Source organism: Microbulbifer maximicatervae (SeqCode) (genome assembly GCF_052467065.1).
The window spans coordinates 1298531-1321189 of sequence record NZ_CP174299.1 but is presented as its reverse complement, the minus strand read 5'-3'; the positions used below and the strand labels follow the sequence as shown (position 1 = coordinate 1321189).

Sequence of the window (22659 nt, the reverse complement as noted above, 5' to 3'; positions counted from 1 at the left end):
ATCTTGCTCTCACAGGCATAACAAAAAACCCGGCGACTGCCGGGTTTTTTGTATCTGTTGGGTGGGGATTACCAGCGACGTACAGGGCCAGTATCCACGTGTACGAAGTTACTCTTCGGGTAGTATCCGACACCGCCCGCTTTCAGGTTGAGTGCTGCCTGGCGCAACTTCGACAGGGACACTCCCGGCATACGGATATCCAAGGCCATACCACGTGTGTGGTAACTGCGTTTCGCTACGCCTCGGCCAGCTGCACGCAGCTTGGCGTTGGTTTTAGGTGAACGGTATCCAGAGATAATCTCAATGGTGCCGTTGTAATTGAACTTCTCCTTCAGCTTGTAGACGATATCTAGAAGCTTGGGGTCCATTCGGGTCACTTCGTTGGCGCGGTGGTCACGAAGCAATTTGTTGAACTGCTTCAGGCCTCCGCTGCTGTAATCTCCGTTAGTCCAGTAGGCGGCCTCCAGCTTCTCCCCGGTGTGCAGGTTGCGCATTTTCAGGGTGCGGGAGCTACCTACTTTTGCGAAAGTCGGTCCGGCGCTGACGGCCGCCGCAGTTGCGCAGGTCACTGCCAGGAATCGACGTCTGGATGGATTCTTCATAATTCCGCCTCGTCGTTAAATCTCTCGTCGGTTTGCCTTAGTTGGCGCAACCGGGTACGGCGGAAAATGTACAAAAAATAACCAGCTGTTACAAACCTGAAGCTGCTAATTCAGAAATAATTAGATGGCCTGGGTGGTATATTTTTTCTTTTCTGCTACCTGAAACCGGAATTTTTATTGCTGATAAGTCGATAGTGCTGAATAGGGTGGAGACAGCGTTGTCATTGCACGCTAATCACTAAAAAATTATTTTTCTGCGACTTATAGGTTTTATCGGGCGGTTTCGTCAGTGTGCTTGAGAGCTATCCGATCACCTCTTCGGTCATGAGCTCGATAGCCTTCTTTTATTAGTGGCTGGTTTATCTATCTATATAGAAAGACAGTTCAGCTCTATCGCAGTACACAATTATTTGTATGTACATGTATATACAAGGTGTGTAGATGCTACCAGTGTAGTATTTCTATGGATACCCAACCGTTTAAGTTGGCTAGCATAGCCCGGTCTGTCCCCTAAGGATTTCCAAAGCCAGTCGAATCATCAGTCCAAAACTAATGATCACTTTGCATAGCTGGCCACCGTTATGGATTGTGCACCTTGGTAAGGTTGTGTTTACAAATGTGAAGTTGCCTGAGATCAAAACCAAATAATGCTAGCTTGGTTCTTTTACTTTTTCACTTGCGGTAAAACACTATGGCTAGCATATCTGGGGCTGGGTCTCGGCTGCCCTATATTTCTTTGGTCGCATTGATCTCGGCTTCCTTGAGCCTGATGGCAGCGGCACATGCTGAAAAGAAAATAGACTCTATTAGTTACCCGATAGTAGATACGGCACAGGTCCAATTTTTTGATGATAAGGATGTAATTCCCAAGCCAAAGCCCGGTGATGATTTCTTTGGTCAGGATGCCCAGTATTCCTTCAATAAGATGAATTACTCCCTGGCTAAAGATGGTCTTACTGTGGTTGATAATGTCACCGGTTTGATGTGGACCCAGAGCCCGGATTTAAATAGGGATGGTGAAGTTACCTCTGATGATAAGATCGCTTTCCGCGATGTTGGGGAGTATGTTGAAAAATTGAATCAAGCGCGTTTTGGTGGTTATTCTGATTGGCGGCTTCCGACGATAAAACAACTATATTCCCTGATGAACTTCAGCGGTATTGACCCCGCCGGTCCAAGTGAGAGTAATGCTAAGCCCTTTATTGATACCCGGTATTTTGCATTCGCCTATGGTGATGAAGAGAGGGGCGAACGCACTATCGATGCCCAATTCTGGTCCAGTAATATTTACACGGGTGATGTATTTAGAGGATCACTTGCAGTATTCGGCCTGAATTTAGCAGATGGCAGAATCAAAGCTTATGCAATTCCTGGTGGTGGTCCGAGAAACTATGCTTACTTTGTGCGCGGCAACCAGGCCTATGGCAAGAATAAGTTTGTCGATAATAAAGATGGCACCGTTTCCGATCTGGCAACGGGTTTAATGTGGATGAAATCTGATAGCCGGAAAGGAATGAACTGGCAGGAGGCCTTAGCCTGGGCAGAGGAGAAAAATGCTCAAAATTTCCTAGGCCACAGCGACTGGCGCCTGCCTAATGCAAAAGAGCTACAGAGTATCGTTGATTACCAACGTTCTCCAAATAAAACGACTTCTGCGTCTATTGATTCTATTTTCGAAATCAGCACTATCAAGAATGAAGGTAAGGAAAAAGATTTTCCCTGGTTTTGGACTAGTACAACCCATGTGAATAGTAGAAAAGCAGGAGCCTCTGCAAACTACATTAGTTTCGGTCGAGCTATGGGGTATATGGCGGAGAAATGGGTAGATCTGCATGGAGCTGGGGCTCAACGAAGTGATCCAAAATCTGGACAATTGGATGAGGTCGCTGTTTATAAGGATGGGGGATATCACATAAAAGGTTTAGGTAGACCGCAATCTGATGGTGATGGCCCTCAACGGCGCCCACCAATGCCTGAGCCCCCTTTCATGACTGATGGAAATATGCAGAGAGCTATGGGGCCTCCGCCAGGTGGGGCACCTGAGGATGCCATTAGAATTGATAACTATGTAAGACTTGTCAGGAGTATCGACGGGTAGTCTGTACGGAGTTATTTATAGATAAGTTCCTTTAATTTGGATAGGGTATCTCTTTGTCGCGATGATAAATGTCACGGCGGAATTGGGGGCGCCCATCCCTATCTATCCATGCTGTCATATAAACAATGTAAATACGGGGTGACCCCTTAACCTTTACATTCAGAGCATCATGCCCATTCGCTGCCTGTGCTACCCGAGTTCTATCCCAACCCTGGTCACGTAGAAGAAAGTACGCTAATTCTTCTGGTGCTTGTAGCCTTACGCATCCGTGACTTAATGCCCGCTGGCGAAGTTTAAACAGGCTTTGAGCTTGGGTGTCATGGAGAAAAATAGCCTGCTTATTGGGGATAACAAATTTCACTTTCCCCAGAGTATTCTCAGGGCCACTCAATTGCCTCAAAGTAGCATGCCCCCCGGCTGCCTTGGCAATAGTCTCTTCTGTAATAGGGGACGATTTACCGCTGCGATATTGCACTACTCGATAACCCCGCTTGTGCATGGCTGTTGGGTTGTGTCGTGCCTTGGGCAAAAGCTCGGTGACAAGAATACTTCGGGGGACAGTCCAGGTTGGGCTGAAAACAATATTGGTTATTCGCGTGCGCATATCCGGTGTGCGCGTGCTGCTTTTTCCCACGACTGTCTTCATATCGAGAGCAATCGAACCATTTTCGATAAGCTGTAAGCGATAGTCGGGCACGTTGACAATCACATAGCGGTCATCCTCAGGGAGCTTTAGCTTCTCCCACCGGGATGCATTCAATTCCATTTGCTGAGCGCGCTCCATTGGCGATACAGCTAAGGCTGCAAGTGTGTCTTCATCGGCGATGCCGGTAACGTTCAACCCGTGACGTTCCTGAAAGCGCTCCACTGCAGCTTGGAGCGCACTGTCAAATCTTCGAGGGTCTTTTTGTGGGGCGGAAAGCGGCCCGGGTTGACCGTGATAATCCTTATACATTGCCAGCAAGTTACGTAGTTGCAGGACACGAGGGCCTTTGTCTCCGGGCTGTAAAGTTTTTCCCTGGGCAATAGGTCGCCAGTTCTTCGCTAACACTCGGTAGGCCTGAGCGGTATCGCGCAATTGCTGGGTCGAACTGATTGGCTCAATAATGACATCGGTCTGCCCAGTAAATGAAGCATTCAAAGGGCTGGCCGAGGCAATTACGAGGCTTATCAGTGCGGCGATGCCGAGCTGGAATGGGCCATTTGCCATACTGATAACTCAGTAGTCCCTATAGCTCTTAATCCGCTTCACTCCGTCACCTCCTATTACTGATCCCGGTTATAGATATCCGGCCGAAACTGAAGCTGCCCATTTTCATCGATCCAGGCAGTCCAGTAAGCGATATAAACCGGCAGGGGATTTTTAAGGGCAACGCCATGGGTGCGACCACTTCCCAGCGCGCGATTGATACGGGCATCACTCCACTTGTTTTGCTGGGCTAACATCATGCGAGCAAACTGCAATGGTTTTTCCAGGCGAATACAACCGTGGCTAAAGGCTCTTTGGGATTTTTTAAATAAGTGCTTGCTATTTGTGTCATGGAGAAAAATGGCCTGCCGATTGGGGATAACAAATTTCACTCTTCCCAAAGCATTTCCCGGTCCGCCTTTTTGTTGCAGTGAAACTTGCCCTCGACGCACTGCAGCCACATTTCCACGAGTAAAAGGCACCGATCTGCCTCGATGATTCATCAGGCGATAACCTTTTGCCCTGAGGGCGGAACTGCCCTTGGGTAAAAGTTCCCGCAGCGCAATACTGGGCGGGACACGCCATACAGGATTAAATTCCAGTCGCGTCATACGGGTAGCGATTTGCGGTGTTTTGTGTTTTGGTTTTCCCACAACCACACGCATACGGAATTGCTCTTTATCGCCCTCAATTAGGCGCAAATTAAATTCTGGGACATTCACGATGATATAGCGAGGCCCTAAATCCTTGGGGAGTTGTTTCCAGCGTTCAATATTGGCTGCCAGAATTTTGGCAACTTTATCTGGCGGGGTATTGAGTCGACTCCGGGTTCCTTCATCAACCAGTGCCGTTTGCTTTAATCCGTGACGTTTCTGAAACCGTTTAACGGCCTGCTGCAGTTTTTTGTCGTAGACATCTGCTTTAGAAGTATCTGCTCCGTACTCTTCGGGGTGGTGATCACCATAGAGCATAAGCAGGCTTCTCAATTGCGCAACCCGGGGACTGCGACTGCCCGGCGCGATAGGTTGTCCAGCACTGAGCGGTTTCCAGTAGTTACCTTGTGCCAGGGTTTGGTAGCGTGCTAACGCTTCGCTGAGTAGGGAAAATTGCCTGCCCTGAGGTAAAAAAGGATCGCGACTGCCGATCAAGTCAGGTTCGACGGTATCTTTAGCTTCGGCGATTATTTGTGGTGAGTGAATGCCTAACGATATTGCTATGGCAATCGCAGCGGCACTCGCCCGGAGGGAGGTTAGTTGGTTGCGTGGCAAAAAAGCGCAAAGTGAATTGTTGGCAGCACCCATAAGTCACCCCTGCAAGCACTGAGAAATCAGTGAGATTTATCACTGTGCTCACATTGATAACTTGTGACTGATAGTCTTTAAATAATTTTCAGGAATGGTGCTGCTTAAGAAAGGCTAATTAATGGAATAACACGCTCAATAATTCCCTGGTTATAACCGGGGCGACGTATAGCCGCCCCGGTTTCTTTTAAAATTGATTATCGGTCAGTCCATCTTTGCCATAAATATCCGGGCGGAAGTTCAGGTTGCCCTGGCCATCGACCCAGGCAGTCCAGTAGGTGATATAAACTTTCACCAATTGGGACATATCCACTTCCGTGGTTTCCTCTCCTGTGGTCAATTGATCGATACGCCACTGATCCCAATTCCCTTGGGGACGAAGTAGTGCTTCGGCCAAATGGCGGGGTTTTTCCAGGCGGATACAGCCATGGCTATAGCCCCGAGTGGTCAGGGAAAAAAGTTTGCGCGCGCGCGTATCGTGCAGGTACACGTCGTGAATATTGGGGATTTCAAATTTGACACGTCCCAATATGTTTTCCTCACCACCCATTTGGCGCATAAGGTAGGAACCCGCACCTGCAGCAGATAGATTTTGCGGGGTCAGGGGCAGTTTTTCACCCCTGCCGCTAATCACCCGGTATCCCATTTTTTCCATACCCGCAGGGTTTTTACGAGCTTTGGGGAGTATCTCATTCACCAGGATACTGCGCGGTACTGTCCAAGTGGGGTTAAAGACTACCTTGCTGACACGGGTGGTTATTTCAGGCGTTGCGTGTTTTTTCTTACCGACGACCACATTCATCGCCAGTTTGACCTGGTCGTTTTCCACGTATTTGAGACGATACGCAGGAATATTGACCTGGATAAAACGGCTGCCCAATTGTTCCGGCAACTCTTCGCGGCGCTTGATATTCATTTCCACAATGCGGGCGCGTGCAGCTGGGGATAAGTTCAGGCGCTTGCGAGTTGAGCGACCGACAATACCATCTGCTCTCAGGCCGTGACGTTTTTGGAAGCGCATCACAGCTTGATGAAGGCCCCGATCGAAGCGATTGCGATCAGTGCCTCCGTAGCTGTAGTAAGACTGGTAATCACCGTATAGGGAGAGCAGGTTGCGCAGGAGGCCTACATGTGGGTGGCGTGCACCCATGGTCATGGCAGGGCCCGCCGGGATCGGACGCCAGCGACCGCTGGAAGAAATCTTGCGCAGCCGTTGCAGCTCACCGCGCAGCGCTCTTACATCGTTGCCATAGGGCCGGTTTTCCTCGTAGTAAGGCCCCTCACTGTTTTCAGATCTCACCGGTGGGGCGGCAGTATTTGACCGCCCCTGGTTGTAATAAACGCGACTGCCGGAACCCGAGCCACTATTGTTGTCCCGGTAGGAACGGTATCGACTGCGCTCATAGGTGCGAGTGCTACCGGAATAATTGCGTCCTGAGTAATTGCCGGAAGTATCCGCATTGTATTCCCGCGAGTAATAGCGGCTGCGTACATTGCTGCCGAGATTGGCTGCGCGATCATATCCGCGGAAGTACTTGCGCCCGCTGGGTTCACTGGAAGCCTGCTGTTGAGCTGTGCTGGTCGCAACCAAGCGGAAACCTTCACTATCCCGCAGAACCGGTGTGACACCCCGGCGCGGGCGGGTTTTGGGCTTTAGCCTGTCCAGCTGGGTATCTTGCGCGTAGGACACAAAGGCATCGGTCAGTAAGATATCCAATACGGCTGCCATCTGAAGCCGTTGTGGGGTATCGCGGAGGGTGCGATCGAAGTACCCCAGGTGGTAGCGGTAGTCGACCATGCTGCTCGGATTGCCGGAGCTGGCAGCTGTGAGTTGTTTCAGCAGGTCATTGGCACTATCACTTAGGCTGTAGTTATCGAACCAAAGCAAGCGGTAATCCGTGCGCTGGTAGATCTTGCGCACAGCGGCGGGGTTAAAAATGGGGTCCTGGGCTGGCCAGGCATCAGGGTTTTCCTCCAGCCAGTGCACTAAATGAGGGCGAACAGCGTTCTCCGGTAAAACGGGTACGGTCTTCTGGTTTGCTGCGAAAGCATAATAAAGAATGAAGACACAGAGGCTACCCAGTGTCAGCAGTGGAAGTACAGATTTGCGTCTACGATGCTCGGGGTTGAAATACGACATGGTACCTCAGCGATTCTGCGGGGGCCCGGTGCGATATTTTGGAAAATGCCGGGCGCCAGATCGTTCATACCTTCCCAACCTGTGGCGAGCCCATCCAGATACTCAGGGACATTATCGGTGACTCGCACGTGTCATGCGTCCCGCGCGACTTCCTTTTATTAAGACTGATGTCGGTGTCCTGCTTGCGCGAAACTCAACCAACTTCAGTCTGTGAAAGTAAGTATGGCAATAAATGCAAAATTTGCTTGGCGCTTCATTCTTTTTAGAGTAAGGATTTGCGAATGATGAGTTTTGCGTCAAATATTTCGCTCGTGGGTGTAAAAGGGGCGTGTTTACTGGGGCTTATTTGAATATGGTGCAGAGGCTTGCACAAAAAGTTATGCACAATTTCTCTGCCATTAGCATTGAGCCTGCTTAATTGGGCGACTGGGTAGTGAAATAGCGCAGGGGTCCATTTTCATTGCCCTGTATAAAAGTCTGCTCCCAAAGTTGGCCACACCCCCTCTGGTCGATGGTGATCACGGTACTCGCGCGGGTACCGTAGCCTCCATTGCGAAGCATTGGTTCTGTCGCCGAGCTATCGGCATCAATTTGAATGAATATCGGAGAGAGTGCCCGCTCAATCTCCAGTGGTAGCCCGGTATGAGGGAGTTGTTGGTCCGGCGCTTGGGTGCGATCTTTGAGCAGTGCCAGGGCTGGCTCCACAAAGTTCTCGATTGTTACCAGCTGATCGGCCGCAGGTATTATTTCTGCCAGCCCCGCTTTGCCCCTCTCCACCTTTGGCCAGGGTTCGTCCGGTGCGCCGTTGGAGATACCGTGAATACCCGGTTCAAACGTAAATGGCTTGTGCCGGTTTCCGGCACAGAAGAGAGTGTTTTGATTCTCAACATCAAACAGCAGGGCGTTAAAGCCCCGGTACTGCTGGGATTCCAGGTAGTGGATGAAATGCTCAGGGCTAATTTGTTGGCTGAGGAATTTCTGCGGTATTTCCCCGCGGGATAGCGCTCCTACAGGTTCCGGTGTTCCAGGTTCCCGGATATTGGTTACAGCGGCGACCCGACCGGGGGAGACGCCGGCCCATGTTCCCTGGGCTTCAAGGTCTCTACCCGCAATTAGTCCGGTCCCTGGCCAGCGCGCCGCTGCAGCGGTTGGCCGTTGATAGAACTCATCCCGATTGGCGATCAACAGCAGAGGGTATTTCGGGTGGCATTGATAGGCGAATAGCAGTAGACACATGGGGATCTTCCCTAGGGGCAAGCTGCCCTTCCACAGCGGGGGGCTTTACGACCATAATACGCCCTTTATTAGCAATCGCGATTCCCCCATGCTGACCTATCCCGAAATTGACCCGGTAGCCTTTGCAATAGGCCCCTTAAAAGTGCACTGGTATGGGCTGATGTACTTGGCTGGCTTTGTCGCGGCCTGGTGGTTGGCATTGCGCCGAAGTGCCAAACCCTGGTCACCGGTCATTAAATCCGAAGTTGAGGACTTGATTCTCTACTGTGCCATTGGTGTCGTTATCGGTGGCCGCTTGGGGTACATGTTCTTTTATAATTTCCCCCAGTTGCTCGAAGACCCGATATCACTGATCCGGTTGTGGGAAGGAGGGATGAGCTTCCACGGCGGGCTGATAGGGGTAATGTTGGCCACGGCACTCTACGCACGCAAAATTGGTACAACCTTCCCGGCTCTAATTGATTTCGTTGCTCCTCTGGTGCCCATAGGTCTTGGGCTTGGGCGGATCGGTAATTTTATTGGCCAGGAGCTTTGGGGGCGTGAAACTGAAGGCCCTTGGGGCATGGTCTTTCCAAAGGACCCGGACCTTCTGGTCCGGCACCCATCCCAGCTGTATCAAGCCTTCCTTGAGGGGCTGGTTCTCTTTGCGCTGCTCTGGTGGTTCTCCAGTAAGCCGCGCCCTCGACTCGCGGTGGGTGGTATGTTCGTGACGCTCTACGGTGTATTCCGCTTCCTGGTGGAATTTGTCCGGGAGCCCGATGGGCATATTGGTTTTGATTTATTTGGATGGATGACACGTGGGCAGCTTTTGAGCCTGCCAATGATTATTGCCGGCATCGCATTGCTGGTGTGGAGTTATAAAACTCAGCCGCTTCCCGAGGGGAGAACTGAGCAGAAAGGTAAGAAAGCAGGGTCTTCCCGAGTTAAAGGCGGAGCATAGCAGTAGATGAAGCAGTATCTCGATCTAATGCGCCATGTGCGCGATAACGGCACCGTTAAAGGTGACCGCACCGGCACTGGTACTCTCAGTGTGTTTGGCTATCAAATGCGCTTTAATTTGGCGGAGGGTTTTCCGCTGATCACCACTAAAAAGTGCCATTTACGCTCGATTATTCACGAACTTCTGTGGTTTTTGCAGGGGGATACCAATATCCGCTATCTGCAGGACAATAAGGTGCGGATTTGGGATGAGTGGGCCACAGAGGACGGTGATCTGGGCCCTGTATATGGCCATCAATGGCGCTCCTGGCCCACTTCTGATGGTCGCCAGATCGACCAGATTGAGCAGTTGGTACACCAGTTGAAAACTCGCCCGGACTCCCGGCGCCTGATGGTTAGTGCCTGGAACCCTGCGGATCTGCCAGATGAAGGTGTTTCACCTGCTGATAATGCTCGTGAAGGGCGCATGGCCCTGGCTCCCTGCCATGCCCTGTTCCAGTTCTATGTCGCTGATGGCAAGTTGTCCTGCCAGCTGTACCAGCGAAGCGCAGATATTTTCCTCGGGGTGCCTTTCAATATCGCCTCATACAGCCTGCTGACCCTTATGCTGGCACAGGTATGCGGTTTGAAGCCCGGCGATTTTATCCACACCTTTGGTGATGCTCACCTCTACTCCAACCATAAGGAGCAGGTCGAACTGCAATTGCAACGCGACCCTCTGCCTCTGCCACAAATGCACTTGAATCCAGATGTGAAAGATCTGTTTTCTTTCCGCTTCGAGGACTTTGAACTCAAAGGTTACGAAGCCTATCCACATATTCCGGCACCTGTAGCGGTTTAAGGGGCAGTAATGACGGTTTCTATTGCTTTGATTGCGGCAGTTGCCCGCAATGGTGCTATCGGCAAGGATAATGAACTCCCCTGGCGCATCTCCGGCGATCTGCAGTTTTTTAAGCGGACCACTATGGGAAAGCCAGTAGTAATGGGACGAAAGACCTTTGAGTCTATTGGTCGCCCACTTCCGGGGCGTGTCAATATTGTCATTACGCGTAATGCTGACTGGGTTGCGGATGGCGTTGAGGTGGTCCAGTCTCTGGATAAAGCCCTGAGCCTGGCCCAAAGCTGCGCTAAGGACAGCGGCGCCACTGAAGTGATGGTTATTGGAGGGGCACAAATTTATCGTCAGGCACTGCCTCTGGCTGCCCGCTTATATGTCACCGAAGTTGACGCAAATATCGACGGGGATGCATACTTTCCCGACATGGATGACTCGTGGGTCGAGTCGGCACGAGAGTGTTACCCGGCCTCGGACAGGAATGAGTACAACTACTCATTAGTCCAATATGACAGATTTAAATAAAAACAATTTGATCAAAAGTTGATCGATCTGTTAAATTCTCCAACAGCTTACACAAGGAACGTCGCCGCTAATGTGTGCAAGTAACCCGGGAATGTTACCCGAGTGTTACCTTGCTACCCAAGCGGGCCGATGCTGGCAATCGGCATTTGAATAATCAAATCGGCTGTTTACAATGTGCGGCTCTTAGCTGTCTTCTAACCAATGTTTTTAAAACAAAAGGACACCGCGTTGTGGCAGCTAACTCATCGCGACCATGTTGTGAAATATTGAACCCACTGGGGGGTCTAATGAAAACCAAGCGATTCATGGCTGTGGCGCTGACCACTGCGCTGTCTGCCGGCGCGCTCTACGGCAGCGTAGCCACTGCGGATACTCTCGATAACGTACTCGCCGTCGGCCAGCAGAAAACCACTGCGGCCCAGGCATCGCAAAAACGCATCGACAAGATTGCCGACGAAACCAGCAGCCTGCTGCAGGACTTCAAGGTGGTTAATAAAGAAATCGATGGTCTGCGCGTATACAACCGTCAGCTGGAAAAGCAGCTGGCCAACCAGCTCGAAGTTATCAATGAGCTGGATGAGTCTATTGCCAACGTTACTGTCATTGAACGTCAGATTCAGCCGCTGATCCTGCGTATGCTGGAAGGTCTGGAGCAGTTCATTGAGCTGGACGCACCGTTCAAGCTCGAAGAGCGTATGGCGAACCTCAACGGTGTTAAGAGCACCATGGACCGTTCCGATGTAAGTGTTGCGGAGAAATTCCGCCAGGTACTGGAGCTGTACAACTTCGAAGCGGAATACGCCCGTAAGATCGACTCTTACCGCGATACTTTGACCGTTGCCGGTCAGGAGCGCGAGGTGAGCGTTCTGCAAATCGGCCGTATCGCCCTGTTGGCTCAGACTACTGATGCAGAAATTGCCCTCGCATATGACAAAGCGCAAAAAGCGTGGGTTGAGATCGACGCTGGTGAATATCGCCGCGCTCTCATGAACGGTCTGAAAATTGCCAAGAAGCAGGCCACTATCGACATCATGACTATGCCGATTCCGGCTCCGGAGGCAGCGCAATGAAAACCTCTTTCGCCAAACGCGTTTTAGTAGCGGCAGCAGCTGGTCTGATCAGCTTCTCCGCAGTTGCTCAAGAGAAGGCCACTTCTCTGGACGACCTGCTGAAAATGGTTCAGCAGTCCAAAGTTGCCGAGTCCAAAGAACACAAGCAGCGTGAAGCTGAGTTCCGCCGTCAGAAGGCGAACCAGAATGCTCTGCTAAACCAAGCCAAAAATACTCGCACCGCTGAAGAAAAGCGCTCTGCTGACCTGGAAAAGAAATACCAGGAGCAGGAAGTCGCTGTTGATCAGAAGCGTCAGCAACTGGACCAGCGCCTGGGTTCCTTGAAGGAACTGTTCGGCCATATGTCCTCTACTGCTGCCGACCTGCGTGCCAATATCGGTTCCTCTTTGGTTTCCGCTCAATACCCCAACCGTACTGAGTTCATCGATGGTCTTCTGGCCAAAATGAACAGTGCTACCCAGCTGCCGACTATCGAAGAGATCGAGCGTCTGTGGTTTGAAATTCAGCGCGAAACTGTTGAATCCGGCAAGATCGTTAAGTTTAACGCGACTGTGATCAAGCCAAACGGTGAACAGGCTGATCAGGAAGTGGTTCGTGTAGGTAACTTCAACCTGGTTTCCAATGGTAAATACCTGGAAATGAACAATGCCTACAAAATGGCTGAGCTGATCCGTCAGCCTGACGCCAAGTTCCAAGGCATGGCCGAAACTCTGCAAGCTTCTACCAGTGGCTTCAGCGCTTTCGGTGTAGACCCGACTGGTCCTACCGGTGGCTCCTACCTGAAAGCTATGATCAACAGCCCGGACATCGTAGAGCGTTGGCACCAGGGTGACATCGTTGGTTACATCATCACTGCTGTTGGTGTCTTTGCGATGTTACTGGCAATCTTCCGCCTGATCGTTCTGACCGGTGTTGGTGCCAAAGTGAATGCTCAGCTGCGCTCCTCTACTCCGAACACTAATAACCCGCTGGGTCGTGTACTGGCTGTTGCGGAAGAGAACAAAGGTGTAGACGGCGAAACTCTCGAGCTGAAGATGGAAGAAGCAGTACTGAAAGAGCGTCCGGCAATCGAATCCGGCCTCAACCTGCTGAAAATCATCGCCATGGTTGCTCCGCTGCTGGGTCTGCTGGGTACCGTTACCGGTATGATCGTAACCTTCCAGGCGATCACTATCTTTGGTGCGGGCGATCCTAAGGCAATGGCCGGTGGTATTTCCTCAGCCCTGATCACTACCGTTCTCGGTCTGTGTGTTGCTATCCCGACTGTACTGATGCACACCATCGTAAATGCCCGTGCCAAGCGTGTTCTGCATATTCTTGAAGAGCAGAGTGCTGGTATCGTGGCAGAAAACGCCGAGCGCAAATAAGAGGAGGCGGCAACATGCACGCATTAATCGACGCATGGGCCGCCGTCAACGCCTTTATGGCGTCGGGCGGGCCAGTACTGTTCCTGATCGCCGGCCTGACCTTCTTTATGTGGACGCTGATTTTTGAACGTGTTTTCTACTTTAACAAAGGCTTGAAAAGTGACGTTCAAGGTGCGGTAGACCAATGGGAGGGGCGCGGTGAGCGCAAATCCTGGGCTTCGCACCAGATCCGTTATGCGATGATTTCCCGGGTATCTGAGAAAATTCAGGACAATATGGACATGATCCAAGCCTGTGTCGCCCTGGCCCCTCTATTTGGGCTGTTGGGTACGGTTTGGGGCATGATCAACGTGTTCGACGTTCTCGCGATTACAGGTGGTGGTGACGCCAAGCAGATGGCCAGTGGTGTATCCATGGCAACTATCCCGACAATGGCGGGTATGGTTGCGGCTCTGTCAGGCGTATTTGCCAACACTTACCTCGCCCGTAAAGCTGAGCGTGAAACCCAGCTACTCGAAGATCATCTGACGATGGATCACTAAGCACACACCAGCGAATAGGCCAACTTATTTGCTGTGAAGGTTTAGCCAAGCCAGATACTTTCGCCGGGGGCTCCCTGAGCTCCCGCTGAAAAAGTTCGCTAAGAGAGTTGCTATGAGCAAAAGACAAAATACGGCAGAAGAAGAAGCCGGCGCAATTGACCTCACGCCCATGCTGGACGTGGTGTTTATCATGCTGATCTTCTTTATCGTCACCGCGACCTTTATTAAGGAGCCGGGTGCTGATGTTGAGAAGCCGCAAGCGACAACCGCTGAACTCAAGGCCGCCTCTATCCTGGTAGCGATCAACGACAGTGACGAGGTTTGGATTGCCAAAGAGAAGGTTGATGAGCGTCAGGTACGAATTGTCCTGGAGCGTCTCTACTCGGAAAACCCGAAAGGGTGGTTGGTAATTCAGCCCGATAAGGGAGCAAGTATTGAGAAGATTGCCCTGATTGCAGAAGCAGCCAGGAAGATTGGTATCAAGAAAGTTTCGGTCGCTACAGAGAAGAGTTAACAGCTATGAATCCGGTAAGACTTCTTGGGGCAGGTACATTGGCGGTAGCCACGACCTTTGGCCTCATCTTCACCATGCATCAGCTGATTGCGGCAAACATGAAAGCTCCTGAGGATAAGGAAACTTTCAAAGTTGCCGATGTGGTGATGCCTGATACGAAGATTGAAACACAGTACGACACCACCAAGCCGGTAAAACCTGATGAGCCGGAAACTCCGCCACCGGAGATGCCTGAGCCCGATTTTGAAGAGCCGAATGTTGATGGCAACATCAATATTTCTGCTCCAAAAGCGGGAGGCGGCGTTAAGCTGTCAGGTTTCAGCTTTGGTGAAGGTGACTACCTACCGATCGTAAAAGTACAGCCTCAGTACCCCCGTCGCGCTCTACAGCGCGGTATGGAAGGCTATGTAATCGTTGAGTACACAGTGACAACAAACGGTTCTGTACGCGACCCGATCGTAATTGAGGCGTTTACTCTGCAAGGTAAACCGACCACGGTTTTCAATCGGTCTGCACTTAAGTCCGCATTGAAGTACAAGTACAAGCCGCGGGTAGTCGATGGCAAGCCGACCGAAGTTCCTAATGTTAGGACTAAGATCAGCTTTAACATGGCTAAGGACTAAGGGGGAAGCACTATGAAGTTGACGACCATCACTAAAGGTTTGTCCAAGTTCGCTCTGCGCACGTCAGTGGCGCTACCCTTGGTTCTGGCACCGACGGTCAGCGTTACCGTGCTGGATGCGGTGGGTGTGTCAGCACCTTTCGCATCTGCACAGGCGCAGGAACAAAAAAAGCCGAGCAAGCAAAAAACTCGCAAAGTTCCAGCGATGCGCGAAGTTGCGTATAAGAAGCTGGAGAAAGCCCAAGAAGCTGCTGATGCGGAGGATTGGCCAGCTGCTCTTGTAGCCCTGAAAGAAATGGATGCGGCTAAGAAGCGCTTTAATGGCTATGAAATTGCCCAGATGTACAACTTCTTCGGTGTTGTTTACTACAGCACTGAGCGTTACAAAGAGGCGATTCCCTACTTTAAAAAGGTACTGGACCAGGGTGAAAAAAACCTGCCTGTAGCTTTAGAGGTAGGCACTTTGTTTACGCTGGCTCAACTGTATTTCGTCACTGAGGATTACAAGCAGGCGATTAACTACCTGAACCAGTGGTTTAAGGTTTCCGATCGTATCACTGCTGACTCCTACGCTTTGCGTGCCACTGCTTATAATCAGCTTGGTAACCAGGATAAGGCTCTTGCGGATATCAATATAGCGGTATCCATGTACGAGAAAGAGGGCAAAGTACCAAAAGAAAATTGGTACGGTTTACAGCAGTTCATTTATTTTGAACGCACCGATTATAAGAAAGTGGCCGGTGTTCTCGAAAACCTGGTTAAGTACTATCCGAAGCCCGTTTATTACACCACCCTGGCGGCGATGTATGGCGAGTTAAAGCGCGAAAAGGACCAGCTGCATATGATGGAAGCAGCTTACCTTGCCGGAGCTTTGGAAAAGGATAGAGACCTGTTGAATATGGGGTATCTCTTTATGGGGCATGAAATGCCTTATAAAGGGGCCAAGGTGATAGCCAAGGGTATTCAAGACAAGAAGATCCCGCGTACAGCTAAAAACCTGGAAACCCTAGCTCAGGCCTACCAGATGGCACAGGAGCTGCAGAAAGCTATTCCTCAGCTGGAAGCGGCAGCCAAGCTTTCTGACAAAGGTGAAATCTATTCTCGTTTGGCCGGTATTTATCTCGACCTGGATCAGAATGAGAAAGCCATTTCCATGGGTAAAAAAGCCCTGGCAAAAGGCGGGATCAAGCGTGTTGATCAGCTGCATATCGTGATGGGTATGGCTAATGCCAACTTGAAGCGTTATGACGCAGCACTAAAGAGCCTCAAGCTTGCACGGAAAGATGAGCGCTCTGAGAAGTTCGCTAACCAGTGGATCTCTTTTGTTGAGGGTGAGCAGGAGCGTGAAAAACAATTGGCAATTTAATACTAGTTAATTGTTTAGTTCCCTGAAAGCCGCGCAGTAATGCGCGGCTTTTTTTATGCTTTTTTCTTTGCTGGCGGCAATACAAAATTTTGAGATAACCTGTATTAACAGACTATTTGCATTTTTTTGTAAATTGGCTAATGATTAATGGTAGCTGATCAGCTTTTCCATTTTCGGCATATGAATGCCGCTTATCGCACCCTAACAATAATAGGAGAGGTGTTATGGACAGAGCTTGCCAGTCGATTTCCAACCCCTTATTTTTCCCCCCACAGTTACTCGCGGGCTACACAAAGAGCCTGGGTTTTGCCGCTGCAATCACAGTTGGATTGATCTTTTTGATGAGTCAACTAATAGCTACTGATATCGAGGAGCCCAAACTCAGCCTGTTGCCTACGATAAAACCGGTACATATGCCAAAAAAAGAGATTGTTACCCAAACTTATGAGGAGCCTACACCGCCACAAGCTGTGCTGGAGCAGCCAACGATGCGGGTTGAGGAAACTGAGGTAACACCAGTTACGATGAATGTAGTGATTGGTACGCCCACTCCTGTTACTTCTACCGGGGTGCAAATAACGCGCGACCCTTTGCCAGTTTATAAAGCTAAACCGCGATACCCCAATGCGGCACTACGCAGGGGGATAGAGGGGTATGCCGTTGTAGAATTTACGGTAACCAAAACGGGGGCGGTACGTGATGCTCGTGTGGTTGGGGGCTATGACTCTAATGGTAACCCCACGAGCGTATTTGATCGCTCCGCTGTAGCCGCGGCAGAACGGTTTAAGTATCGACCCCAAATGGAGAATGGCCAGCCTGTGGAGCGCTACGGGGTACGCAATCGAATCAGTTACAAAATAGCGGAATAAAAAAACGGCCCTTTGGGGCCGTTTTGTTTAGAACAGTTTTAATCAGTCAATTTCCCTCACCGCCCCGCGGTCTGCACTGGTGGCAAGCATGGCATAGGCTTTCAGTGCTTTGCTGACTTTACGAGGGCGTTTTTCGATTGGCGTCCAGCCATTAGGATTTTCTTTCATTTCCCTGCGCCGCTTATCGAGTTCACTTTCCTCAATAGCGATTTCAATTTTCCTCGCTGGAATGTCAATACGTATAAGGTCTCCATTGCGAACCAGCGCGATGTTACCTCCAGAAGCCGCCTCAGGTGAAACATGTCCGATAGAGAGGCCCGAAGTACCGCCTGAGAAGCGGCCATCGGTAATCAATGCGCAGTGCTCACCGAGTCCTTTGGACTTTAAATAACTGGTGGGATAAAGCATCTCTTGCATTCCAGGTCCACCTTTAGGGCCCTCATAGCGAACGATAACAGCCTCCCCTTTACTGACCTTCCCTTCGAGGATATTAGAAACCGCCTCTTCCTGGCTTTCTACTACATGGGCGGGGCCTTCGAACTTCCACAGCGACTCATCGACGCCGGAAGTCTTCACTACACAGCCATTGGGGGCCAGGTTACCAAAGAGAATGGCGAGCCCTCCCTCAGAGGAGTAGGCGTGCTCCGCAGAACGGATACAGCCACGCTGGCGGTCTGCATCTAAAGTGGACCAGCGGCAATCCTGGCTGAAAGCTGTTTGCGTGGGAATACCTGCGGGTCCCGCGCGATAGAATTTGAGTACAGATTGGTCGTTCGTGCGGCAAATATCCCAGCGCGCCAGGGCATCGGCGAGCGAACCCCCGTAGGCGGTTGGCAGTGAGGAGTCGATAAGACCTGCGGCCTCCAACTCCCCAAGGATAGCCATTACACCACCGGCGCGGTGTACATCTTCTATATGGTATTTCTCGGTATTGGGGGCAACCTTGCACAGCTGTGGAACCTCACGGGAGAGGTTGTCGATATCTTCCAGGGTAAAGTCAATCTCACCCTCCTGAGCAGTTGCCAGCAGGTGCAGGATGGTATTAGTGGAGCCTCCCATGGCGATATCGAGTGCCATGGCATTGCGGAAGGCTGTGCGGTTGGCGATATTGCGCGGCAGGGCAGTTTCGTCATTCTGCTCATAATAGCGTTTGGTCAGGGTTACGATCTCGCGACCAGCGCGCAGGAATAGCTCCTTGCGGTCGGCGTGAGTCGCAAGCATGGTGCCGTTACCAGGGAGTGAAAGCCCCAGGGCCTCGGTCAGGCAGTTCATGGAGTTCGCTGTAAACATACCTGAGCAGGAGCCACAGGTCGGGCAGGCAGAGCGCTCATACTCAGCAACTTCCTCGTCGGAGGCCGTATCTGTAGCGGCGATCACCATAGCATCTACTAAGTCGAGCTTGTGGTCAGCCAGCTTGGTTTTGCCGGCCTCCATCGGGCCACCGGAGACAAAGATAACTGGAATGTTCAGGCGCATGGCTGCCATCATCATTCCCGGTGTGATCTTGTCACAGTTGGAGATACAAACGAGGGCGTCGGCACAGTGGGCATTGACCATGTACTCCACTGAGTCAGCGATAATTTCGCGGCTGGGCAGGCTATAGAGCATGCCGTCGTGACCCATTGCGATACCGTCATCCACAGCGATCGTATTGAACTCCTTGGCCACGCCGCCGGCGCGTTCAATCTCCCTTGCGACAAGCTGACCCATATCTTTTAGGTGTACGTGTCCGGGGACAAACTGGGTAAAAGAGTTTGCGATGGCAATGATTGGCTTATGGAAGTCCTCGTCCGTCATACCGGTGGCACGCCACAAGGCGCGGGCTCCGGCCATATTGCGACCGGCGGTAGAGGTGCGGGAGCGGTATTGGGGCATAGTCACAGATTCCAGCTGGCAACAATGAATGCGCCAGCTTAGCAAAAAACGGACTTTCCTGGGATATTTTTGCGCCCAAACTACCCATTAAAGGAGTATTAAGGATAGATATTCCAAATTCCTATGACTAAGTGGACTGACTTTTCCCCAGGCGTTTACGCAGGATTCTCGAATTGCGCTGAATGTTGTACAGGGACTTTCGCGCGGTAGGCAGCTCACTGATACCGACTTGCTCAAAGCCCTGCTCGATAAACCAGTGCTCTGTCTGGGTGGTGAGGACGTAGAGCTCATCAACCTGGACTGTTTGCGCCTGTCTCTCAAGGTGGCGCATCAGCTTGGCACCACGCCCGCCACCGCGAAATTCCGGGTGGCTGGCAAGGCAGGCGACTTCGGCTGCTGTGGTAGCGCCCTTATCATCCTTAATAGGATACAGAGCAGCACAGGCAACTGGAGTACCATCTACTTCCACAAGCGTGAAGTGTTCAATTTCTGCCTCGAGCTTCTCGCGGGAGCGCCGTACCAAAACGCCATCTTTCTCTAGCGGGCGGATCAGTCCAAGAATGCCGCCCACATCGGTAATTCGCGCTCTGCGCACAACTTCGTAGCTGTCCCGGTAAATCATGGTACCGGCGCCTTCACGGCGGAATAGCTCCTGAATTAAGGCGCCGTTTTTACAAAAGCTAAGTAGGTGTGTACGGGCGATCCCTGCATTACAGGCTCGAATGGCGCAGCGCAGAGTTGCGCTTTGCACCTTGGGTGAAACCTGCTCTGCCTGCAAAATACTTAACTCGTGTACCGGATTTCCGTCCACTTGAAGTTGCTCAGATTCGCGGAATAGCACTAGTTTCTCTGCGCGCAAAACTCTGGAAGCCTCAGCGGCCAGATCCAGGTAATTGATATTGAAAAGCTCCCCGGTCAGGGATGTGCCCAGGGGAGAAAGGAGCACCAGGGAACCCTGATCCAGGTTTTGCTCCAGAGTGCTGGTGTCCATGCGCCGTACGGTGCCGGTCCAGCCCAGGTCCACGCCATCGAGCACGCCACTGGGGCGGGCAGTAACAAAATTGCCTGAGACCACCTTGAGGGCCGAACGCGCCATCGGTGAGTCTGGCAGTCCCTGGGAAAAAGCAGCTTCAATATCGAAGCGCAGTTTGCCCACGACGGACTTAACAATCTCCAATGTCTCTCGATTGGTAATACGCTGGTTCTCGTGAAACCGATTTTCTATGCCGCGCTCATCCAGGGCTCGATTAATTTGTTCCCGCGCGCCATGCACAACAACCAAGCGAACCCCAAGGCTGGCGAGCAGCGCCATATCGTGTACTAGATTGCGGAAATTGGCGTGCTCTAAAGCGTCGCCGGGGATACCAATTACTAAAGTACGACCGCGGAGATCGTTAATGTAAGGTGCCGCGTGGCGAAACCAGTTCAGGGAGGCGTTATCGTCGCTCACTAATTCTTACCGTGTGCAAGTCTTGTGGTGTTAAAGCCCCGTAGGCTGTCGCAGGCAGATTAAAGGCAAAAGCGGCCAATCAAGTCGCGCAGAATGTTGACCATAGGGTTGATACGATCCAGGGCGAGAAATTCATCCGGCTGATGAGCTTGGTCAATATCGCCGGGGCCGAGCACGATAGTGTCAATATTCAAACTCTTCAAGTAGGGCGCTTCAGTACCAAAGGCAACACTTTCAGCGGGGTGGCCACAAAGTTGTTCTGCAACTTTTACTAACTCTGATTGGGCATCCTGTTCAAAAGGCGCAGTGCCGGGGAATAAAGAGGCCATTTCCACCTGAATTTTATTGTCTTGTGGAATGGTAAGGATACGTTTGTTTAGTTCTTCCCGCAGGTCTGTAAGCTGCATTCCTGGCAACGGGCGAATATCAAACTGGAGTTCTGTGTGGCCGCAGATCCGATTGGGATTGTCACCCCCATGGATACAGCCTAAGTTCATCGTGGGTACTGGAACGGCGAATCCGGGGTTGTTGTATTTTTGCTGCCACTCTTTTCGCAGTGTTAATAGTTCACCGATAACTTTATGCATGGCCTCGAGAGAGTTAGCTCCCAAGCTTGGATCGGATGAGTGGCCGGATTGCCCAGTAATACGCACTGCTTCCATCATAACCCCCTTGTGCATACGTATCGGGCGAAGCCCGGTGGGCTCACCAATTACCGCGTAGCGCGCTTGGGGTTTGCCAGCCTGCACCAGGGCGCGGGCACCACTCATACTTGTTTCTTCATCGGCTGTTGCCAAAACAATCAATGGTTTTTGTAAAGGCTTGTCGAGAAAAGTCTGCGCAGCCTCGATAACCAGAGGGAAAAAACCCTTCATATCACTGGTGCCGAGACCGTATAAGCGGTTGTCGCGCTCTAAAACCTTAAAGGGGTCCGATTGCCAGCGCCCCGCATCAAAGGGGACTGTATCAGTATGTCCGGATAGAACGAGCCCGCCTTTATCACCACTTTTACCGCCGAGAGTAGCAATCATATTGGCTTTGTTGGGAGATCCCTTTAAAGGCATTACCTCTACATTGAAACCAAGTCCTTCCAACCATCCACCCAGTAGCTCAACCACCGGGCGGTTACCCATATCCAGGGAAGGATCGGTTGCACTGATACTGGGGCAGGCGATCAGTTGATGTAATTGGGTCTTCAGGTCAGGTACTGCGATACTCGCCATGGTGACTTTCCCTACTCTTGTTGCGCCATTCATTCAAGATAACAGCGGCTCCGATCAGTCCTCCCCCAAGGGCGAGACGGGTTAGATCGGCATCCCGATTCCAGATTAACAGATTTACCAATAAGCCAGCGGGAATCAGTGCATTATTCATTGCGGCCAGGGTACCAGTAGAGACCTGCGTAGCACCCTTGTTCCACAAAAAGTACCCCAGACCTGATGCCACCAACCCCAACCAGAGTAGAGCACCCCATTGCTGTGAGCCCTGTGGGTACTGCGGTTTCCCAAGCAGGAGCCAGGCAATAACAGTGATCAAGCTGGCGCCTACAAAAAACCAAGCGAAGGTTTGTCTCGGGAGGGGGCCTTGCTCTCTGGACATCAGGCGCTTGTATGCCACCTGCCCTACGGCAAAACATAGGTTGGCACCCTGGACGACTGCAAACCCAATCCAAAAGTCGTTACTGGGGGAGCCCCAGCGAATAGTGGCTGCTCCCAATACGGCTGTGGCTGCGATAGTGAGGTTCCAGACAGAAAAGTGCCTGTTAAGGTAGTCCTCAAGGGCGGTGATATACAGGGGAGTGAAAATAGTAAATAGAAGTACTTCGGGGACACTGAGCAGTAAGAATGACTGGTAGTAAAACAAGTACATCAGCCCCAGTTGTACAGCACCGATCACAATTAAACGTATCGCGGTACGGGGAGGGCAACTCTTCCATTTCAGCATGGGTAGAAATAGCGCTGTGGCAAGGAGCACCCGTGTCATTGCGGAAAAATAGCTATCCACCTGTCCGGCCAGGTAGGCGCCTATCAAACTGAAGGAAAAGGCCCACAGAAGAGTGACAAACAACAGTAATGGCATCAGGGTGGATTCGCAGGCATAGATTGGTCGGCGGGCTCGG

At 51.4% G+C, this 22659-nt stretch carries 20 protein-coding genes; 11 read left to right on the top strand and 9 right to left on the bottom strand.

What is annotated here, in order from left to right; genetic code table 11:
* Nucleotides 1-68 precede the first annotated feature (68 nt).
* Nucleotides 69-602, bottom strand: a complete 534-nt coding sequence (gene mepK / locus ACJJI1_RS05780) for a peptidoglycan L,D-endopeptidase MepK (RefSeq protein WP_282930973.1) — start codon at nucleotides 600-602, stop codon at nucleotides 69-71.
* A 691-nt stretch (nucleotides 603-1293) separates the two neighbouring features.
* Between mepK and ACJJI1_RS05775 the strand changes: the two genes are divergently transcribed.
* A complete protein-coding gene (locus ACJJI1_RS05775; RefSeq protein ID WP_444958818.1) occupies nucleotides 1294-2700 on the top strand; it encodes an Lcl C-terminal domain-containing protein in 1407 nt (468 codons plus the stop codon).
* Nucleotides 2701-2731: 31 nt separating this feature from the next.
* Here ACJJI1_RS05775 and ACJJI1_RS05770 read toward each other — a convergent pair whose 3' ends face one another.
* The 4 genes from ACJJI1_RS05770 to ACJJI1_RS05755 all read right to left on the bottom strand — a co-directional run bounded on the left by ACJJI1_RS05770 (nucleotide 2732) and on the right by ACJJI1_RS05755 (nucleotide 8566).
* Nucleotides 2732-3910, bottom strand: a complete 1179-nt coding sequence (locus ACJJI1_RS05770; protein WP_444958817.1) for a L,D-transpeptidase family protein — start codon at nucleotides 3908-3910, stop codon at nucleotides 2732-2734.
* 56 nt (nucleotides 3911-3966) lie between these two features.
* On the bottom strand, nucleotides 3967-5190 hold the full coding sequence (locus tag ACJJI1_RS05765; RefSeq protein WP_282930976.1) for a L,D-transpeptidase family protein: 1224 nt from the start codon (nucleotides 5188-5190) through the stop codon (nucleotides 3967-3969).
* Nucleotides 5191-5377: 187 nt separating this feature from the next.
* Nucleotides 5378-7330 carry a L,D-transpeptidase family protein gene (locus ACJJI1_RS05760; RefSeq protein WP_444958816.1) on the bottom strand — a complete coding sequence of 651 codons (1953 nt, stop codon included), beginning with the start codon at nucleotides 7328-7330 and terminating at the stop codon, nucleotides 5378-5380.
* Nucleotides 7331-7744: 414 nt separating this feature from the next.
* Nucleotides 7745-8566, bottom strand: coding sequence for an NRDE family protein (locus ACJJI1_RS05755; RefSeq protein WP_444958815.1), 822 nt, complete (start codon nucleotides 8564-8566; stop codon nucleotides 7745-7747).
* 88 nt (nucleotides 8567-8654) lie between these two features.
* On the opposite strand from ACJJI1_RS05755, the gene lgt reads away from it, so the two are divergent.
* The 10 genes from lgt to ACJJI1_RS05705 all read left to right on the top strand — a co-directional run bounded on the left by lgt (nucleotide 8655) and on the right by ACJJI1_RS05705 (nucleotide 17215).
* Nucleotides 8655-9506 carry a prolipoprotein diacylglyceryl transferase gene (gene lgt / locus ACJJI1_RS05750; protein ID WP_413665894.1) on the top strand — a complete coding sequence of 284 codons (852 nt, stop codon included), beginning with the start codon at nucleotides 8655-8657 and terminating at the stop codon, nucleotides 9504-9506.
* Nucleotides 9507-9512: 6 nt separating this feature from the next.
* Nucleotides 9513-10346 (top strand): thymidylate synthase, encoded by an 834-nt coding sequence (locus ACJJI1_RS05745; protein WP_413663575.1) that lies wholly within the window; start codon nucleotides 9513-9515, stop codon nucleotides 10344-10346.
* A gap of 9 nt (nucleotides 10347-10355) precedes the next feature.
* The gene (locus ACJJI1_RS05740) at nucleotides 10356-10865 is read left to right on the top strand and encodes a dihydrofolate reductase (RefSeq protein WP_444915341.1); all 510 of its coding nucleotides are present in this window, start codon (nucleotides 10356-10358) and stop codon (nucleotides 10863-10865) included.
* A 287-nt stretch (nucleotides 10866-11152) separates the two neighbouring features.
* A complete protein-coding gene (locus tag ACJJI1_RS05735) occupies nucleotides 11153-11935 on the top strand; it encodes a DUF3450 domain-containing protein (RefSeq protein WP_413663573.1) in 783 nt (260 codons plus the stop codon).
* Nucleotides 11932-13302 carry a MotA/TolQ/ExbB proton channel family protein gene (locus ACJJI1_RS05730; protein ID WP_444907060.1) on the top strand — a complete coding sequence of 457 codons (1371 nt, stop codon included), beginning with the start codon at nucleotides 11932-11934 and terminating at the stop codon, nucleotides 13300-13302. The genes ACJJI1_RS05735 and ACJJI1_RS05730 overlap by 4 nt, the downstream gene beginning before the upstream one ends.
* A gap of 14 nt (nucleotides 13303-13316) precedes the next feature.
* Nucleotides 13317-13844 (top strand): MotA/TolQ/ExbB proton channel family protein, encoded by a 528-nt coding sequence (locus tag ACJJI1_RS05725; RefSeq protein ID WP_108734755.1) that lies wholly within the window; start codon nucleotides 13317-13319, stop codon nucleotides 13842-13844.
* 112 nt (nucleotides 13845-13956) lie between these two features.
* Nucleotides 13957-14358 carry an ExbD/TolR family protein gene (locus ACJJI1_RS05720; RefSeq protein WP_413663571.1) on the top strand — a complete coding sequence of 134 codons (402 nt, stop codon included), beginning with the start codon at nucleotides 13957-13959 and terminating at the stop codon, nucleotides 14356-14358.
* A 5-nt stretch (nucleotides 14359-14363) separates the two neighbouring features.
* On the top strand, nucleotides 14364-14981 hold the full coding sequence (locus ACJJI1_RS05715) for an energy transducer TonB (RefSeq protein WP_444958814.1): 618 nt from the start codon (nucleotides 14364-14366) through the stop codon (nucleotides 14979-14981).
* A gap of 12 nt (nucleotides 14982-14993) precedes the next feature.
* The gene (locus ACJJI1_RS05710; RefSeq protein ID WP_444907062.1) at nucleotides 14994-16346 is read left to right on the top strand and encodes a tetratricopeptide repeat protein; all 1353 of its coding nucleotides are present in this window, start codon (nucleotides 14994-14996) and stop codon (nucleotides 16344-16346) included.
* Nucleotides 16347-16570: 224 nt separating this feature from the next.
* Nucleotides 16571-17215, top strand: a complete 645-nt coding sequence (locus tag ACJJI1_RS05705; protein ID WP_444907063.1) for a TonB family protein — start codon at nucleotides 16571-16573, stop codon at nucleotides 17213-17215.
* A 42-nt stretch (nucleotides 17216-17257) separates the two neighbouring features.
* Here ACJJI1_RS05705 and ilvD read toward each other — a convergent pair whose 3' ends face one another.
* From ilvD to ACJJI1_RS05685, 4 genes are all read right to left on the bottom strand, one after another.
* Complete coding sequence (gene ilvD / locus ACJJI1_RS05700; protein WP_444958813.1) at nucleotides 17258-19090, bottom strand: dihydroxy-acid dehydratase; 1833 nt, start codon at nucleotides 19088-19090, stop codon at nucleotides 17258-17260.
* A gap of 127 nt (nucleotides 19091-19217) precedes the next feature.
* Nucleotides 19218-20540, bottom strand: a complete 1323-nt coding sequence (gene argA / locus ACJJI1_RS05695) for an amino-acid N-acetyltransferase (RefSeq protein WP_444958812.1) — start codon at nucleotides 20538-20540, stop codon at nucleotides 19218-19220.
* A 59-nt stretch (nucleotides 20541-20599) separates the two neighbouring features.
* A complete protein-coding gene (argE, locus tag ACJJI1_RS05690; protein WP_444958811.1) occupies nucleotides 20600-21763 on the bottom strand; it encodes an acetylornithine deacetylase in 1164 nt (387 codons plus the stop codon).
* Nucleotides 21741-22619: a carboxylate/amino acid/amine transporter gene (locus tag ACJJI1_RS05685; RefSeq protein WP_444958810.1), complete on the bottom strand. Its 879-nt coding sequence runs from the start codon at nucleotides 22617-22619 to the stop codon at nucleotides 21741-21743. Before ACJJI1_RS05685 ends, argE begins: the two co-directional genes overlap by 23 nt.
* Between the last annotated feature and the right edge of the window lie 40 nt (nucleotides 22620-22659).